This is a genomic window from Variovorax sp. P4_B10 (genome assembly GCF_056402375.1).
In genome coordinates this window covers 54670-70621 of sequence record NZ_JBFUHN010000021.1, presented here as the reverse complement: position 1 = coordinate 70621, position 15952 = coordinate 54670, and the positions used below count along the sequence as shown (strand labels likewise).

General features: G+C 67.7%; 14 protein-coding genes. 3 read left to right on the top strand and 11 right to left on the bottom strand.

The window, feature by feature from the left end:
• Nucleotides 1-86 precede the first annotated feature (86 nt).
• The 5 genes from AC1DXX_RS12530 to AC1DXX_RS12510 all read right to left on the bottom strand — a co-directional run bounded on the left by AC1DXX_RS12530 (nucleotide 87) and on the right by AC1DXX_RS12510 (nucleotide 5560).
• Nucleotides 87-1475 (bottom strand): sigma 54-interacting transcriptional regulator, encoded by a 1389-nt coding sequence (locus AC1DXX_RS12530; RefSeq protein ID WP_478134527.1) that lies wholly within the window; start codon nucleotides 1473-1475, stop codon nucleotides 87-89.
• 58 nt (nucleotides 1476-1533) lie between these two features.
• Nucleotides 1534-2154: a hypothetical protein gene (locus AC1DXX_RS12525; RefSeq protein ID WP_478134526.1), complete on the bottom strand. Its 621-nt coding sequence runs from the start codon at nucleotides 2152-2154 to the stop codon at nucleotides 1534-1536.
• Between the two features lie 94 nt (nucleotides 2155-2248).
• Nucleotides 2249-3676: a sensor histidine kinase gene (locus tag AC1DXX_RS12520; RefSeq protein WP_478134525.1), complete on the bottom strand. Its 1428-nt coding sequence runs from the start codon at nucleotides 3674-3676 to the stop codon at nucleotides 2249-2251.
• Complete coding sequence (gene miaB / locus AC1DXX_RS12515; RefSeq protein WP_478134524.1) at nucleotides 3676-5058, bottom strand: tRNA (N6-isopentenyl adenosine(37)-C2)-methylthiotransferase MiaB; 1383 nt, start codon at nucleotides 5056-5058, stop codon at nucleotides 3676-3678. Before miaB ends, AC1DXX_RS12520 begins: the two co-directional genes overlap by 1 nt.
• Before the next feature lie 64 nt (nucleotides 5059-5122).
• Nucleotides 5123-5560 carry a hypothetical protein gene (locus AC1DXX_RS12510; RefSeq protein WP_478134523.1) on the bottom strand — a complete coding sequence of 146 codons (438 nt, stop codon included), beginning with the start codon at nucleotides 5558-5560 and terminating at the stop codon, nucleotides 5123-5125.
• 277 nt (nucleotides 5561-5837) lie between these two features.
• Here AC1DXX_RS12510 and AC1DXX_RS12505 point away from each other — a divergent pair, with 277 nt between their 5' ends.
• Both AC1DXX_RS12505 and AC1DXX_RS12500 read left to right on the top strand, forming a co-directional pair.
• Nucleotides 5838-7013, top strand: coding sequence for an efflux RND transporter periplasmic adaptor subunit (locus AC1DXX_RS12505; RefSeq protein ID WP_478134539.1), 1176 nt, complete (start codon nucleotides 5838-5840; stop codon nucleotides 7011-7013).
• Nucleotides 7010-10168: an efflux RND transporter permease subunit gene (locus AC1DXX_RS12500; protein ID WP_478134522.1), complete on the top strand. Its 3159-nt coding sequence runs from the start codon at nucleotides 7010-7012 to the stop codon at nucleotides 10166-10168. Before AC1DXX_RS12505 ends, AC1DXX_RS12500 begins: the two co-directional genes overlap by 4 nt.
• Nucleotides 10169-10249: 81 nt before the next feature.
• On the opposite strand, the gene AC1DXX_RS12495 is transcribed toward AC1DXX_RS12500, so the two are convergent.
• From AC1DXX_RS12495 to AC1DXX_RS12470, 6 genes are all read right to left on the bottom strand, one after another.
• On the bottom strand, nucleotides 10250-10894 hold the full coding sequence (locus AC1DXX_RS12495) for a histidine phosphatase family protein (RefSeq protein ID WP_478134521.1): 645 nt from the start codon (nucleotides 10892-10894) through the stop codon (nucleotides 10250-10252).
• Nucleotides 10895-10915: 21 nt separating this feature from the next.
• Nucleotides 10916-11536 carry a DUF4136 domain-containing protein gene (locus AC1DXX_RS12490; protein ID WP_478134520.1) on the bottom strand — a complete coding sequence of 207 codons (621 nt, stop codon included), beginning with the start codon at nucleotides 11534-11536 and terminating at the stop codon, nucleotides 10916-10918.
• Between the two features lie 46 nt (nucleotides 11537-11582).
• Nucleotides 11583-12515: a tRNA 2-thiocytidine(32) synthetase TtcA gene (gene ttcA / locus AC1DXX_RS12485; RefSeq protein WP_478134519.1), complete on the bottom strand. Its 933-nt coding sequence runs from the start codon at nucleotides 12513-12515 to the stop codon at nucleotides 11583-11585.
• Nucleotides 12516-12638: 123 nt separating this feature from the next.
• The gene (locus AC1DXX_RS12480; protein ID WP_478134518.1) at nucleotides 12639-13544 is read right to left on the bottom strand and encodes an LOG family protein; all 906 of its coding nucleotides are present in this window, start codon (nucleotides 13542-13544) and stop codon (nucleotides 12639-12641) included.
• A 42-nt stretch (nucleotides 13545-13586) separates the two neighbouring features.
• A complete protein-coding gene (locus AC1DXX_RS12475; RefSeq protein ID WP_478134517.1) occupies nucleotides 13587-13961 on the bottom strand; it encodes a dihydroneopterin aldolase in 375 nt (124 codons plus the stop codon).
• Nucleotides 13962-13972: 11 nt separating this feature from the next.
• Nucleotides 13973-14749 carry an SDR family oxidoreductase gene (locus tag AC1DXX_RS12470; protein WP_478134516.1) on the bottom strand — a complete coding sequence of 259 codons (777 nt, stop codon included), beginning with the start codon at nucleotides 14747-14749 and terminating at the stop codon, nucleotides 13973-13975.
• 40 nt (nucleotides 14750-14789) lie between these two features.
• On the opposite strand from AC1DXX_RS12470, the gene AC1DXX_RS12465 reads away from it, so the two are divergent.
• Nucleotides 14790-15902, top strand: a complete 1113-nt coding sequence (locus AC1DXX_RS12465; protein ID WP_478134515.1) for a class I SAM-dependent methyltransferase — start codon at nucleotides 14790-14792, stop codon at nucleotides 15900-15902.
• Nucleotides 15903-15952 lie beyond the last annotated feature (50 nt).

The window sequence follows — 15952 nt, the reverse complement described above, 5'->3', positions numbered from 1 at the left end:
AAAACCCCCGATTTTGTCGCCGAATCCCGACAAGCCTTGGAGGCTGGTGGAGAATGGCCTTTGAAATCAACGACTTAGGGTCGTCGCTACTCGGCGACAGGGTCGCTGCCCGGAGCGACAGCGTCGGCCTTGAAGTGCCCCGGCGTGAGCTCGTGCTTCTGCAGCAGGCGGTAGAACTCGGTCCGGTTGCGGTCGGCCAGGCGGGCCGCATCGGCCACGTTGCCGTCGGTCAGCTTGAGCAGGCCGACGAGGTAGTCGCGCTCGAAACGCTGTTTGGCCTCGGCATAGGTCTGGACCTCGACGCTGGGCACCCGCAGCGCGCGCTGCACCAGCGCCAGCGGGATCAGCGGCGAGCTCGACAGCGCGCAGACCTGCTCGACCACGTTGAACAGCTGGCGCACGTTGCCGGGCCAGGCGGCGGTGGTCAGTGCCTTCAGCGCCTCGGGCGCGAAGCCCGAGAGCCGCTTGCCGTACTTGGTCGACAGGCGCTGCAGGAAATGGTTGGACAGAAGCGGAATGTCTTCGCGCCGCGCGGACAGCGGCGGCAGCGTGAGCGTCACCACATTGAGGCGGTAATAGAGGTCTTCGCGGAACTGGCCTGCTTCCATCGCGGCGTCGAGGTCGCGGTGGGTGGCCGAGACGATGCGCACATCGACCTCGATCGACTGGCTGGCGCCCAGCGGGCGCACCGCGCGCTCCTGCAGCACGCGCAGCAGCTTGACCTGCAGCGCGGGCGGCATGTCCCCGATTTCGTCAAGCAGCAGCGTGCCGCCGTCGGCCTGCTGGAACAGGCCCTTGTGGTTAGCGTGGGCGTCGGTGAAGGCGCCCTTCATGTGGCCGAACAGTTCCGACTCGAGCAGCGCTTCGGGAATGGCGCCGCAATTGACCGCCACGAAGGGCTTGTCGGCGCGCGCGCTGGCCTTGTGGATGGCGCGCGCGAGCAGTTCCTTGCCGGCGCCCGAGTCGCCGCGCAGCAGCACCGAGGCGTCCGACTTGGCGACCATGCGCGCCTCGGCCAGCAGCTCGGCCATGCGGTTGCTGCGGCTCACGATTTCGGAGCGCCAGCTTTCGTCGCCGCTCTTGGCCGGCGTGCTGGCAGGGGCGCCGAGCGCCAGCGCCTGCGCGATCTTGTCGAGCAGCTCGCGGGCGTCGTAGGGCTTGGTGAGGTAGGTGAACACGCCGCGCGCCGTGGCCTCGACCGCGTCGGGAATGGTGCCGTGGGCGGTGAGCAGGATCACGGGCAGCGAAGGGTGGCGCTTGCGGATCTCGTCGAACAGCGCGAGGCCGTCGCGTCCCGGCAGGCGCACGTCGCTCAGCACCAGTTGGGGATGCTCGATCTCGAGCTGGGTCAGCGCGGTCTCGGCCGAGGTCACGGCCGTGACCTGGTAGCCCGCCGACACCAGCCGCATCGAGAGCAGCCGCAGCATGTCCGGGTCGTCGTCGACCACGAGGAGGCGGGCGCCGGAGGTGCTCATTCAAAAACCTCCATGCTGCGCACGGCGGTGCGAGTGCCTTCGGGCGGCCGGGCGGTGCTCATGGACTGGGTTTGTTTCCGTTGGTCGCCGGTGCGGGTGCAGGGACCGGCGTGTTGGCGGGCCGCGCGAAACTGCGTTCGATCGCGCGCAGTGCTTCGATGCGGTCGTTGAGCTGGTCGATGCGGCGCTGGCTGTCGCGCAGCTGTTGCACCTGCTTGTCGCGGTCGTCTTCCACGCGGCGCTGCTCCACATAGCGGGCAGCCAGTGCGCGCGCGAGGGGTTGCAGCGGCTGTGCTTCGGGCGAGGGGTTGGCGATCACGCGCTGCAACAGGCCCAGCGCGCGCGCCAGGTCGGCCGGCACGCGGGTCTGCGACAGCAGCAGCGCCAGCTGCATCTGCGTGGTGGGCGAATCGCCAGGGTCGCCGATGCGCGCGATCTCGGCGTTCAGCTCGGTGCCGCCGAGCGGGCGCATCTTGTCGGCATACGACAGCATGGCCGCCTGCGGCCCCTGGGTCATCAGCGTGAAGAGCGACGCCGGCTGCGTGGCGGGCGCCCTGGGCTCGGCCTCGACCGGCATGACGCGCGGCACGGCGGCGGGCGGGGGCAGTGCATCGGCCTCGGCGGGCGGCTTGGGCTGCGTGGTGCAGGCGGCCAGCAACAGGGCGAAAGGCACGGCCATGGCCCCGGCGAAGGTTGAACTGCGGACGAACGAAAAAGACATGGGTCGAAGAAGGGGCGCGAAGCGGTGATTCAGATGGGCGTGCCGGGAGGGGTCAGGCCGTGCGCGGCAACTCGATGCGAAAACGTGCACCGGGCCCGCCGTGCTGCAGGGTGATGCGGCCCCCGTGGGCTGCAATGTACTCCTGCACGATGGAAAGTCCGATGCCGGTGCCTTTCACCGTGTGCTCGGGCTGGCGTTCGCCGCGGAAGAAAGGCTCGAAGATCCGGTCCCGGTCGCCCTCGGCGATGCCCGGCCCGGCGTCGTTGACGTCGATGCAGACGGCTTCCGGCGTGCCGGACACGGCGAGCGTGATGACACCACCTGTTACCGAAAAGCGGATGGCGTTGGACAGCAGGTTGGCAATCGCCGTGCCGAGCTTGGTGCGGTCGACCGTGAGCGTGATCGGCTCGCCCTCGGCCCGCACGCGCAGGCCGTGCGACTGCCATTGCAGGCGCTGGGCCTCGATCTGCTCCTCGATCAGCGGCAGCAGCTCGGTGCGCTCGCGGCGCAGTTCGCGCGCCTCGAAGGCCGCGGCATTGAAACGCAGCAGCGCCTCGATCTGGCCCTGCAGCGACACGGTGTTCTGGTTCAGGATCTGTGTCACCTCGAGCTGGGCCGGGTTCAGCGGACCCGTCACGCCGTCCTCGAGCAGCGAGACGCCTTCGCGCAGCGCAGCCAGCGGGGTCTTGAGTTCGTGCGACACGTGGCGCAGGAAGCGCGCCTTGTCGGCGTCCAGCTCGGTGAGGCGCAGCCGCAGCCATTCGAGCTGCTGCGACACGCGCCGCACGTCGGCCGGGCCGCGGATGTCGATGGGTTCGTCGAGCCGGTTCTGGCCCAGGCCGACGATGGCGTGCTCCATCCGCTTGAACGGTCGCGCGAGCCAGATGCCGAAGGCCAGCGCCAGCACCACCGCCAGCACGCTGGCGGCCACCACTTCGCGCATCAGCCGGCGGCGCGCATTCTCGATGCGCTTGGCGAGCGCGTCGTTCTGCATCTCGATCAGGAACTGGGCCTGCTGCGCGAGGTTGGTGTTGAGGGTGTCGAGCTCCCGGAACTGCATGGCCATCGTGCTTTCGCGCGTGAGGGCACTGTCGGCGCTGCCGCTCATCAGGCCCTCGATCACGCCCAGCTGCGCGCGCCACGGCTCGATGCTTGCAGGCAGCAGGCCGTTCTTCTCGAGACGTTCGAGCACCTGGTGCGACTCGCGCGCGGCCTCGTCGAAGCGGCGCCGCAGCACCGCGTCGTTGAGCACCAGCGACTGGCGGCCGGCACGCTCCATGGCCGCGCTGCGTTCGGCCAGCGACTGGGCCGCGCCCGACAGCCGCAGCGCGCGCGCTGCCGCATCGCGGCTCTGGGTCATGAGCGCGTCGTACTGGAACACCGAGCGCAGCGCCACGCCCACCAGCAGCGCGGTGATCAGCAGAAAGGCAAACAGCAGGAGCTGCTGGAACGAGCCCCGGGTCGAAGGCCGCGTCGCCATCAGTGGGCGAGCACGGCGGCGGGCTGCAGCACGGCCGACGATTCGCGCGTCAAGACCTCGCCGCGCAGCGTGTAGGCCAGCGAGCGTGTGATGTGCAGGTCGGTCATCTGGCCGACGAGGCGTGCGTCGCCCTCGAAGTTGACGACGCGGTTGCAGGCGGTGCGGCCCATCAGCTCGTTCGCGTCCTTGCGCGAGGCGCCCTCGACCAGCACGCGCTGCGTGGTGCCGACCAGCGCGTCGCCGAAGCGCCGCACATTGCCGTCGATCACGCGCTGAAGCGTCTGCAGGCGCGCGAGCTTCACTTCGTGCGGCGTGTCGTCGTGCAGTGCCGCGGCCGGCGTGCCGGGGCGCGGGCTGAAGATGAAGCTGAAGCTGTTGTCGAACTGGCAGTCGTCGATCAGCTTCATCATCTTCGCGAAGTCTTCGTCGGTCTCGCCGGGGAAGCCGACGATGAAGTCGCTGCTCAGGGCGAGTTCAGGGCGGATGGCGCGCAGCTTGCGCACCGTGCTCTTGTATTCCATGGCGGTATAGCCGCGCTTCATCGCCATCAGGATGCGGTCGCTGCCATGCTGCACCGGCAGGTGCAGGTGGCTCACGAGCTGCGGCACCTTGGCATAGGCCTCGATGAGCCGCGGCGTGAACTCGTTCGGATGGCTGGTGGTGTAGCGGATGCGCTCGATGCCGGGGATCTCGGCAACGTATTCGATCAGCAGCGCGAAGTCGGCGATCTCGGCCAGTCCTTCGCCAGCTACGCCGTGGCCCATCTTGCCGCGGTAGGCATTCACGTTCTGGCCCAGCAGCGTGATCTCGCGCACGCCCTGGTCGGCCAGGCCGGCGATCTCGACCAGCACGTCGTCGAGCGGGCGGTTCACTTCCTCGCCGCGGGTATAGGGCACCACGCAGTAGCTGCAGTACTTGGAGCAGCCTTCCATGATCGACACGAAGGCGGTCGCGCCCTCGACGCGCGCGGGCGGCAGGTGGTCGAACTTCTCGATCTCGGGAAAGCTGATGTCGACCTGCGGGCGGTTCAGGCGCTCGCGGTCGTTGAGCATCTCGGGCAGGCGGTGCAGCGTCTGCGGGCCGAACACGATGTCGACGTAGGGCGCGCGCGCGATGATGGCCGCGCCCTCCTGGCTTGCCACGCAGCCGCCCACGCCGATCTTCACGCCCTTGGCCTTCAGGTGCTTCACGCGGCCGAGGTCGGAGAACACCTTCTCCTGCGCCTTCTCGCGGACCGAGCAGGTGTTGAACAGGATGAGGTCGGCCTCGTCCACGTTCTGCGTCGGCTCGTAGCCCTGCGCGGCGTTCAGCACATCGGCCATCTTGTCCGAGTCGTACTCGTTCATCTGGCAGCCGAAGGTCTTGATGAATACTTTTTTCATGGGGTGCTCTCTCGATGCCCTCCGGAGGTGGAGGGCGCGGCGGGCGCAGGGGCCCGTGCCGCCTCTATTGCGTATTGAGGGTGTCGTTCGAGGTGAACGGCCAGATGTTCAGGAACGGCTTGTTCAGCGACTCGCGGCTGGCCATGGCTTCGTCGGGCGTGAGGATCCAGACCTCGCGCAGCAGGCCGGCGGCGTCGCGCGTGTAGTTCACGAGGTACTTCTGCCCGATGATCGCGCCGGGCACGACCAGCATGTTCTGCGGGCTGCGGATGCGTGCGCCGGCGCCCAGCCGGTCGGCCCTGCCGTCGAGTTCGACGTCGGGCGCGCTGGTCACCATGAACTTGCCGCGCAGCGTGCCGATGGGGAAGTTGCGCCCGCCGTTCAGCGATTCGTTCTGGGTCTGCGGACGGGGCACCTCGTCCTGTGCGCTGGCCTGGAGGGAGAAAAGACCGGCGGCGCCAGCGACTGCTGTGCAAAGCGCGATGTAAGTGAGAGCATTCATGGGTTTCTTGCAGCGGTTCATGGGGTATATCCAGAGGCTGTGGAGCGGCGATTTTAACGAGGGGGCATTGCCCCTTCGGGCCGGCCACAGCGGGTTGAGCGCGGGCTTTTTCGGTTGACCTGCTTTACATTTCTTTACGGTGCCCATGAACACTGTGAGTCGGCCACTGCTCCAATAGTGGTTGTCAGCCCAAAGTGCACAAGAACCCATGAAGAAAAATGCCGCCATCGCCCTTGCGGGTGTGTTGATCGTAGCCGTCGCAGGCGGGTGGTGGAGCATGTCCGGCGACAAGCTGGCCGGAAAGAATGCCAAGGCCCCCGCGGCCGCCGGAAACGCAGCCCCGGCCGGTGGCGCTGCACCCGCGCTGGTGACGCTCGCAACCGCCGAGAAGCAGGACGTGCCGGTGACGGTGCAGGTCAACGGCAGCGTGGTGTCCCTCAACAGCGTCGACCTGCGCCCGCAGGTCACGAACACGGTGAGCGCGGTGCACGTGAAGGAGGGCCAGTTCGTCAAGGCGGGCCAACTGCTGTTCTCGCTGGACGACCGCAACGACCAGGCCAACCTGGCCCGTGCCCGCGCCCAGCAGCAGAAGGACGAGGCCACGCTGGCCGACCTCCAGCGCCAGTACAAGCGCAGCCAGGACCTGGTGGCGCAGAACTTCATCGCCAAGAGCGCTGCCGACGCCACGCTCTCGCAGCTGGAGGCGCAGCGCGCCGCCGTGGCGGCCGACCGCGCCGCCGTGCAGTCGGCGCAGGTGGCATTGGGCTATGCCACGCTGCGCGCGCCGATTGCGGGGCGCATCGGCGCCGTCAACATCTATCCGGGCACGCTGGTACAGCCGACCCTGTCGCTGGTCACGGTCACGCAGCTCGACCCGATCGCGGTGAGCTTCCCGGTGCCCGAGGGCAACCTGCAGGACCTGCTGGAGGCCGCGCGCAGCCAGGCCAAGGTCGAGGCCCTCGTCACCGGGCGCAAGGAGCCGCTGGTCGGTTCGCTCAATTTCGTCGACAACACGGTCGATCCGCAGATCGGCACCGTGCGCGCCAAGGCCGTGTTCGCCAACGCCGACCAGGGCCTCTGGCCGGGCCAGTTCGTCGCCACGCGCATCACGGTGCGCATGCTGAACGGCGCCACCGTGGTGCCCGCCGCGGCGCTGATGATGCTGTCCGAAGGCGCCTCGCTCTACGTGGTCGACCAGGCCAGGACCGCCACCCGCCGCAAGGTGAAGACGCTCTACACCTTCGGCACGAAGGTGGCGGTGAGCGGCGTCGAGCCGGGCGAGCAGGTGGTGATCGAGGGCAGCCAGAACGTGCGCCCGGGCGGCAAGGTCCGCGTCGATGCGAAGGGCGGGGGGCCGGGCAGCGCCCCCAACGGCACCACGGGCGTGACGCCGGGTAGCGCGGCCTCGTCGGAAGGCACCGACATCAAGCCGCCGCAGCAGGAACGCGCATGAACATCTCGGAGCTCTGCATCCGTCGTCCTGCGATGACGGTGCTGTTGTCTGCCGCAGTGGTGGTCATCGGCATCTTTGCGTATTTCAGCATCCCGGTCGCCGCGCTGCCCAGCTACAACACGCCGGTCATCAACGTCAACGCGCAATTGCCGGGCGCCAGTCCGGAGACCATGGCGTCCTCGGTCGCGCTGCCGCTCGAAAAGCAGTTCTCGACCATCCCCGGCCTGCAGACCATCAGTTCGGTCAACACCCAGGGCGTGAGCTCGCTCACGCTCGAGTTCGTGAGCAGCCGCGACATCGACGCCGCGGCGGTCGACGTGCAGGCCGCGCTGCTGCGCGCCCAGCGCCAGCTGCCGCAGGAGCTGACGCAGCTGCCCTCGTACCGCAAGGTGAACCCGGCCGATGCGCCGGTGCTGTTCATCGCGCTGATCTCGCCGTCGATGAACCCGGCCGAACTCAACGACTACGCCGAGAACCTGATCTCGCCCACGCTCTCGACCATCGATGGCGTGGCGCAGGTGGGCGTGTACGGCCGCAAGGCCTTCGCGGTGCGCGTCAAGGCCAACGCCGACCTGCTCAATGCGCGCAACATCACGCTCGACGAACTCGCCAAGGCGGTGAACTCGGCCAACGCCAACACGCCAGTGGGCACGCTCGACGGCCCGCGCCAGACGCTCACTATCCAGGCCAACCGCCAGCTCATGAAGGCGGAAGACTTCGCCAAGCTGATCGTCGGCCAGCGCAACGGCGCGCCGGTGCGGCTCGACGAGGTGGCCACCATCGAGGACAGCTTCGAGTCGGTGAAGACGGCCAGCAGCTTCAATGGCCAGGACTCGATCTCGCTCGCCGTGCAGCGCCAGCCCAATGCCAACACCGTGCAGGTGGTGGATGCGGTGCGCGCGCTCATTCCGCGTTTCAAGGCCGAGCTGCCGCAGTCGGTCGAGATCCACATGGTGAACGACCGCTCGCTGTCGATCCGCGAGGCGGTGCACGACGTGCAGCTGACGCTGCTGGGCACCATCGCGCTGGTGGTGCTGGTGATCTTCCTGTTCCTGCACCGGCTGGTGGCCACGCTGATTCCGGCTGCGACCATCCCGATTTCGCTGATCGGCGCGGTGGCGCTGCTCTACGCCTTCGGCTACAGCCTGGACAACGTCTCGCTGCTCGGCATCACGCTGGCCGTGGGCCTGGTGGTGGACGACGCCATCGTGGTGCTCGAAAACATCATGCGCTACGTCGAGAAGGGCATGGAGCCCTTCGCGGCGGCGCTGCGCGGGGCGCGCGAGGTGGGCTTCACCATCGTGTCGATCTCGATCTCGCTGGTGGCGGTGTTCATCCCGATCTTCTTCATGCCGGGCGTGATCGGCCTGCTGTTCCACGAGTTCGCGGTGGTGGTGGCGCTCGCCGTGCTGGTGTCGGCCATCGTGTCGCTCACGCTGGTGCCGATGCTCGCGAGCCGGCTGCTCAAGCATGTGCCAAGGAAAGAGGGCGCGCTCGACCACGAAGAAGAGCACCCCGAGCCGGGCACGGCCATCGGCCGTGCCTTCGAGCGCGGCTACCGCTGGGTGCACGGCAGCTACATGCGCACGCTCGACTGGACGTTGATGCACCGCAAAGTGATGCTGCTGATGGCGGGCCTCACCTTCATTGTCACGGCCTGGCTCTTCATCACCATTCCCAAGGGTTTCTTCCCCGAGGAAGACATCGGCCAGATCCAGATCACGACCGAAGCGGCCGAAGACATTTCGTTCACCGCCATGAAGGCGCTGCAGGACCGCGTGGCCGAGACGCTCAAGGCCGATCCGAGCGTGAACTACGTGAGTTCCTTCGTCGGCGTGGGCGGCCCCACCGCCACGCAGAACTCAGGCCGCCTGTTCGCGGTGCTCAAGCCGCGCAGCGAGCGCCTGGCGATGCCGAAGGTGCTCGAGTCGTTGCGCCAGCGTTTCCGCGAGATTCCGGGCGTTGCCGTCTACATGCAGCCGGTGCAGAACCTGCGCCTGGGCGGTCGCCAGAGCAAGGCGCGTTTCCAGTACACGCTGCAGAGCGTCAACGCCGGCGAGATGGTGCCGTGGGCCACGCGGCTCATGGAGAGCATGCGCGCCGACCCGGCCTTCCGCGACGTGACCAGCGACTCGCAGAACCGCGGCCTGCAAGCCACGCTCGACATCGACCGCGACAAGGCCGGCGTGCTCGGCGTGGCGGTGGGCGACCTGCGCACCGCCCTCTACAACGCCTACGGCGACCGGCAGATCGGCAGCATCTACGGCACGAGCAACACCTACCAGGTGATCCTCTCGGCCGCCGACAGCGACCGCCAGTTCGAGGAGGACGTATCGCGCCTGTCGGTGCGCAGCACCACGGGCCGGCTGGTGCCGCTCTCGGCCTTCTCGACCGTCAAGCGCACCGTGGGGCCGACCTCGGTCAACCACCAGGGGCAGCTGCAGGCGGTGACGGTGTCGTTCAACCTCGCGCCCGACGTGCCGCTGGGCAACGCGACCGCGAAGATCGACCAGTTCAAGGACGAACTCAAGATGCCGTCGTCGATCATCACCACCTACGGCGGCGATGCGGCGGTGTTCCAGAGCTCGCAGTCGAGCCAGGCGGTGCTGCTGGTGCTCGCGGTGCTGGTCATCTATGTGCTGCTGGGCGTGCTCTACGAGAGCTACATCCATCCGCTGACGATCCTGGCGGGCCTGCCCTCGGCGGCGGTGGGGGCGTTGATCTCGCTGAAGATCTTCGGTTTCGACCTGACGCTGATCGCGACCATCGGCATCCTGCTCCTGATCGGCATCGTGAAGAAGAACGCGATCATGATGATCGACTTCGCCCTCGATGCGCAGCGCACCCAGGGGATGAAGCCGGTCGATGCCATTCGTGAAGCCTGCCGGCTGCGCTTCCGCCCGATCATGATGACCACGCTGGCCGCGTTGATGGGGGCGCTGCCGCTGGCCCTGGGCCTGGGCGCCGGCGCCGAATTGCGCCAGCCGCTGGGCGTGGCGGTGGTGGGCGGGCTGATCTTCTCGCAGGTGATCACGCTGTACATCACGCCCGCGATCTACCTCGCGCTCGACCGCTACAGCGGCACGGGGCCGATGGTCGAGTTGCCGGGCGAGACGAAGGCCGAGGTGGACCGTACGGCCGGCTCGCACGCTTGACGCGTGCGGGGGCGCGGGCCGTGTCGCGTCCCGAACAAAGCACTCCACGCACAAACCCGTCGCGAAAAGCGAGGGCTCCTTCTAGCTCGCGATCTCGTCGAGCGCGTCGCCCGCCGCCAGGTGGGCGGTGTCGCTCCAGCCCACGAGGCTGAAGCCTTCCGGCGTCCACAGCATGCGGTTGATCGCCGCATTGCCGAGCTGCCAGGTGCGCGGCGCCTGCAGCTCCTGGCGGGTGGCGGCGCGGTAGAGCACGTCCATCACGCCACCGTGCGCGACCAGGGTGACCAGCTCGCCCGGATGGCGCGCCGCCAGTTCGGCGGCCACGCGTGTGACGCGGTCGCGGAACACCAGCAGGCTTTCGCCGCCTTCGGGCTCGAACTCGGGATCGCGTTCGCGCCAGCGCCGCGCGTCTTCCGGCAGCGTGGCTTCGATCTCCGCAAAGCTCATGCCCTCGAAGCGCCCGAAGGCGCGCTCGCGCAGGCCGGGCTCGGCCTGCACCGTCAGGCCGTGGGGCTTTGCGATCTCCTCCGCGGTCTGCCAGGCGCGCGAGAGGTCGCTGGCGTAGATGGCGCCGATGCGCTCTTCGGCCAGCGCCTGGCCCGCGCGCTGCGCCTGCCAGAGGCCCGTGGCGTTGAGCCCGATGTCGAGTTGGCCCTGGATGCGGGTGTCGACGTTCCAGGCGGTTTCGCCGTGGCGAACGGCGATCAATCGGGTGGCTTCTTCCATCGGCGTGATTTTAAAAGCGCGCTATTTCCTGGCCGCAGCCAGGTCGATGTTCACCCGGCGCTCGCCTTGCGGCGGGTTCGGAAAACCCTGCAGCGCAGCCTGGAACATCACCGGCAGGATCGCCGCGCTCGCGTTGTACGGGCCGTCGTTGCGGGCGCGGGTTTCGTAGACGACGCGGTTCGAACCCGTTTCGCGCAGCACGATGCTCACTTCGCGTTCGTACCAGGGGGTGGCCGCCGGCGGCATGAACGCCGGGCCGCCGTACCAGCCGCCGCCATGCCAGCGGCGCCCGTAGCCGTATCCGCCGCCATAGCCATAGCCCCAGGGGCCGTCGAAGAGCCACGGGTCCGCCCAGGGCGAGAGGCCGGCCGTCACGCGTGCGCCGATCTGCGCGCTGTATTGCGGCTTCGTATCGTCGCGGCGCAGGCCGACTTTTTCGAGTGCGGTGGCCGCCATGGCTTCGAGCGATTCCTGCCGGGCGATGTCGGCCTGCTGCGAAGGCAGGCGCTCGAAGCGGTAGGTGGCGCCGGGCGGCACGGTGCCGAGCGACGAGAAGCTCTTCACATCGCTGTCGACCACCCAGGAGGTGGCGCAGCCGCTCAGGGCTGCTACCAAAAGAAGAGCTGAAAACGTACGTTTCATGAGGGTCTCCGGGCCAGAATGCCCAAAATTCCCCTGGGTAGCCGGGTCAGCCCTGGACGATGCGCAGGGCTGCAGGTGCCTGGGAGAGCAAGTCGTAGGAGGGCGTGTCGAAGGCCTTGTCGCCCTCGTCGTCGGCCACGCCGGTCGCCTTGAGACCCTTGAAGTCGTGCCGCGTTCCGTCGAGCAGGTGCGAAGGCACCACGTTCTGCAGCGCGGTGAACATGTTCTCCACGCGGCCCGGGTGCTTCCTGTCCCACTCGCGCAGCATCTCTCCGACCTGCTTGCGCTGGAGGTTCTCCTGGCTGCCGCAGAGCGTGCACGGAATGATCGGGAACTCGCGGTGCTGCGCCCAGCGCACCAGGTCTTTCTCGGCCACGTAGGCGAGCGGGCGGATCACGATGTGCTTGCCATCGTCGCTCACCAGCTTGGGCGGCATGCTCTTCAACTTGCCGGCGAAGAACATGTTGAGGAAGAAGGTCTGCAGCATGTCGTCGCGGTGGTGGCCCAGCGCGACCTTGGTGGCGCCCAGCTCGTCCGCCACGCGGTACAGGATGCCGCGGCGCAGCCGGCTGCACAGGCCACAGGTCGTCTTGCCCTCGGGGATCACGCGCTTGACGATGCTGTAGGTGTCCTGGTTCTCGATGTGGAAGGCCACGCCGAGCTCGCTCAAGTACTTGGGCAGCACCTCTTCGGGGAAGCCGGGCTGCTTCTGGTCGAGGTTGACCGCGACGATGTCGAAATGGATCGGTGCGCGGGCCTTGAGCTTGAGCAGGATGTCCAGCATGGCGTAGCTGTCCTTCCCGCCCGAGACGCAGACCATGACCTTGTCGCCCTCTTCGATCATGTTGTAGTCGACGATGGCGCGGCCGACCTCGCGGCACAGGCGCTTCTCGAGCTTGTGCGTCTCGCGTTCGATCTTCAGGGAATTGGTGGCGGCGCCGGTGGCGGCAGGCACCTCGTCGATCCAGACGGCGTTCATGGGAGCTGCTTCGGGGAGTCGGGGAAGGGGCTCAATTGTGCCCCGGTCGCCATTTCACCTGCCGGGCAGCAGGAAACAAGTGCGTGCCTGAAGCTCCTTCAGGTTCGATCGTCAGATCGCTCGTCAGGGTGCGGCCAGGTCCTTGCCGAGCCGATCCAGCAACTCAGCGGGTGTCGCTGCGAAGCGTATGAAGGCAAATTCGTCCGAACGGACGACGCGGCGGGCGACAAGATCCTGGAGCCGCTCGTCCAAGGACCGCCAGTACTTCGTGCGGTCGCCCAGAAAGTAGACCGGAACCGCCGACAGCTGCTTGCTCTTGATCGTTTCGATGACTTGGTAGATTTCCCACTCGGTTCCCGTTCCGCCAGGCGCGATCACGATGGCGGCCGAGTGGCGCATCATCGCGGCTTCGCGCTGCACCACGCTGGTGAAGATCAGGCCATCCGTGATGTATCCGTTGAATGCCTTGGTTGCATCGCCGCCATACGGCTTCTCGACGGTGCCCTGCGCGGGGTTGCCCGGCCGGTCGTAGTAGGTCGTGTATCCGATGCTGGGCCCACCGGCCGCTTTCGCTCCCTCGTTGCCCGCTTCCATCAGGCCCGGTCCGGCACCGGTAAGGATCGGAAGGCTGCGACCGTACTTCGCGGTCCAGGCCGCGGAAAAATCCCTGACGGCGAGGTAGATCTGGTCGTTCTCTCGCAGCGTCTCGTCGCATTTTCCGGTCGCATCGCACGCGCGGTTGTCCTTCGCGATGCGAGAGCTTCCGAAAATCGTGACGAATCCGCGCGGATACTTGCCCGCCTTGAACGCGTCGGCACAGTAGCCGTCGCGCGCGGCATCTGCGGCCGGGATGGCGTTCTCGATCCCGGCATAGGGGCCGATGTATGACGCGTTGGGCACAGCCGACGAGGTGGCGCAGGAGAAGCTCAGATTGACTTGAGGACCTCGAACGCCATGGGAGGCCGGGATGCCCTGGCACCCGGCAAGAACACAGCAAGCCGCAGCGCCGAGAAAGATCAGCTTGAGCACTTTCTGTCCCCTCTTGCAGTCAGCGTCGTTCGCCGCGGCGGCTCACCATTCCCCGGCTTCGATGCGGATTGCCACTTCGCAGTCGTCGAAGATCTCGAGCTTGGCGATCTTCACCCGCACGCCCAGCACGCCGGGCAGTTGCAGCAGGCGCTGCGCGAGCTTGCCGATCAGGCTTTCGAGCAGGTTCACATGCTCGGCGGTGCACTCGTCGATGATGATGCGGCGCACCTTGCGGTAGTCGAGCACGTGGAAGATGTCGTCGTCCTGCGGCAGGAGCGGCTGCGGGCCGAGGTTGAGCTCGGCATCGACCAGGATCGGCTGCGGCGCGGTCTTTTCCTGTTCGAGGATGCCCAGGTTGGCGTCGAAGCGCAGGCCCTGGAGGGTGAGTGTCTGGCGGCCGTGCGGTGTGGAAGACATGGTGGTGGTGCTCACATGAGCGAGAAATCGCGCTCGAATTTCATCAGGTGCTGGCCGCCGTCCACCAGCAGCGTGGTGCCGGTGATCGAGCCGTTTTCCAGCGCGAACTTCACCGTGGCGACCACGTCGGCCGGCGTGGAGGAGCGGCCCAGCGGCGACAGCTTGTGCAGCTGCTTGAACTTGTCATCGTCCAGCATGTGGCTCGCCAGCGTGAGGCCGGGCGCCACGCCCACCACCCGCACGCGCGGTGCGAGGGCCAGCGCGAGCATCGGCGTGGCGGCTTCGAGCGCGGCCTTGGAAAGCGTGTAGCTCAGGAAATCGGGATTCGGGTTCCAGAGCTTCTGGTCGAGCAGGTGGACGACTGCGCCCTGCGCGTCGCGCCTTGCGAGGTGGTCGTGCAGCGCCTGCGCCAGCAGGATGGCTGCGCCCGTGTTGCTGCGCGCATGGCGCTCCATGAGCGCGTAGCCGAAGCTCGCGGCGTCGTCGTGCTCGAAGAGGGCGGCGCTGTGGACCACGGCGTCGACGGTGCGAAAGCGGGCTGCGACGCGGGGCAGCAGGGCGCGCGTGGCGTGTTCATCCTCGAGGTCGGCCTCGAAGAGCGCCGAATCGCCCGACAGGGCGGCGCAGTCGGCGACCGTTTTCTCGGCGTCTGCCCGCGAGTTGCGGTAGTGCACAGCCACCTGCCAGCCGCCCGCGGCAAGCGCCAGCGCGATCTCGCGGCCCAGCCGGCGGCCGGCACCCGTGACGAGGACGGTGCGGCGGGGAGGGGTGGAGGGCGCGGTGCTCATGCGGGAGGAGAGAGGGGAGGGACGGAGGGAGAATGGGGGGGTGACGACAAAGACCCCGAACAGTTTACCCACCGCCCTCGACCACCTGATTGCCCGCGCCGTCGAGCGCGCCGGCGGGTGGATCGGCTTCGACCGCTTCATGGCGCTCGCCCTGTATGCGCCGGGCCTCGGTTACTACGCCAACACCTCGGCCAAGTTCGGCCACATGCCTTCTTCGGGCAGCGACTTCGTGACCGCGCCCGAACTCACGCCGATGTTCGGCCGGACGCTCGCGGCACAGGTGGCCGAGGCGCTGGAGAAGACCGGCACCGACACCGTCTGGGAATTCGGTGCCGGCTCCGGTGCGCTCGCGGTGCAACTGCTGCACGCGCTCGACGAGATGGGCCGAGGCGATGTGCGCTACCGCATCGTCGATCTCTCGGGCACCCTGCGCGAGCGGCAGCAGCAGGCGCTGGTGCGCTATGCGGACCGTGTCGAATGGCTTGGCGAACTGCCCGAGTCGATGCAGGGCGTGGTGGTCGGCAACGAGGTGCTCGATGCGATGCCCGTGCAACTGCTGGCGCGCGTGGGTGGGCAGTGGTTCGAGCGCGGCGTGGTGCGCAACGCGAAGAACGACGGCTGGACCTGGGCCGACCGCGCCACCGAACTGCGCCCGCCCGTCGACGTGCCGGGCGCGCACGACTACCTCACCGAAATCCATCCGCAGGCCCAGGCCTTCATCGCGACCCTGGCGGACCGCCTGAAACAGGGCGCCGCCTTCCTCATCGACTACGGTTTTCCCGAAGCCGAGTACTACCATCCGCAACGCCACATGGGCACGGTGATGTGCCACCGCGCGCACCAGGCCGATGGCGATCCGCTGGCCGACGTGGGCTACAAGGACATCACCGCCCACGTCGATTTCACCGGCATCGCGCTCGCGGGCCAGAACGCGGGGTTCGAGGTGCTGGGCTACACCAGCCAGGCGCGCTTTCTGCTGAACTGCGGGTTGCTGTCGAGGATGGAGCAAGGCACGACCGCAGAGCGGGCGATGGCGGCGCGCCTGATCCACGAGCATGAGATGGGCGAGCTGTTCAAGGTGGTCGGCTTCGCGGTCGGCGAGCCGTGGAATGCGATGGGCTTTGCCGAGGGCGACCGCAGCCACACGYTGTGATGCCGGCCTCGGCAGGGTCATAAGCTAGCAACGAAGAGTTCGTTGGAGAA

What these genes read in the sequence shown, in the direction of transcription:
- AC1DXX_RS12530 (WP_478134527.1), bottom strand. Translation starts at nt 1,475, where the DNA reads ATGAGCACCTCCGGCGCCCGCCTCCTCGTGGTCGACGACGACCCGGAC.
- AC1DXX_RS12525 (WP_478134526.1), bottom strand. Translation starts at nt 2,154, where the DNA reads ATGGCCGTGCCTTTCGCCCTGTTGCTGGCCGCCTGCACCACGCAGCCC.
- AC1DXX_RS12520 (WP_478134525.1), bottom strand. Translation starts at nt 3,676, where the DNA reads ATGGCGACGCGGCCTTCGACCCGGGGCTCGTTCCAGCAGCTCCTGCTG.
- miaB (WP_478134524.1), bottom strand. Translation starts at nt 5,058, where the DNA reads ATGAAAAAAGTATTCATCAAGACCTTCGGCTGCCAGATGAACGAGTAC.
- AC1DXX_RS12510 (WP_478134523.1), bottom strand. Translation starts at nt 5,560, where the DNA reads ATGAATGCTCTCACTTACATCGCGCTTTGCACAGCAGTCGCTGGCGCC.
- AC1DXX_RS12505 (WP_478134539.1), top strand. Translation starts at nt 5,838, where the DNA reads ATGTCCGGCGACAAGCTGGCCGGAAAGAATGCCAAGGCCCCCGCGGCC.
- AC1DXX_RS12500 (WP_478134522.1), top strand. Translation starts at nt 7,010, where the DNA reads ATGAACATCTCGGAGCTCTGCATCCGTCGTCCTGCGATGACGGTGCTG.
- AC1DXX_RS12495 (WP_478134521.1), bottom strand. Translation starts at nt 10,894, where the DNA reads ATGGAAGAAGCCACCCGATTGATCGCCGTTCGCCACGGCGAAACCGCC.
- AC1DXX_RS12490 (WP_478134520.1), bottom strand. Translation starts at nt 11,536, where the DNA reads ATGAAACGTACGTTTTCAGCTCTTCTTTTGGTAGCAGCCCTGAGCGGC.
- ttcA (WP_478134519.1), bottom strand. Translation starts at nt 12,515, where the DNA reads ATGAACGCCGTCTGGATCGACGAGGTGCCTGCCGCCACCGGCGCCGCC.
- AC1DXX_RS12475 (WP_478134517.1), bottom strand. Translation starts at nt 13,961, where the DNA reads ATGTCTTCCACACCGCACGGCCGCCAGACACTCACCCTCCAGGGCCTG.
- AC1DXX_RS12470 (WP_478134516.1), bottom strand. Translation starts at nt 14,749, where the DNA reads ATGAGCACCGCGCCCTCCACCCCTCCCCGCCGCACCGTCCTCGTCACG.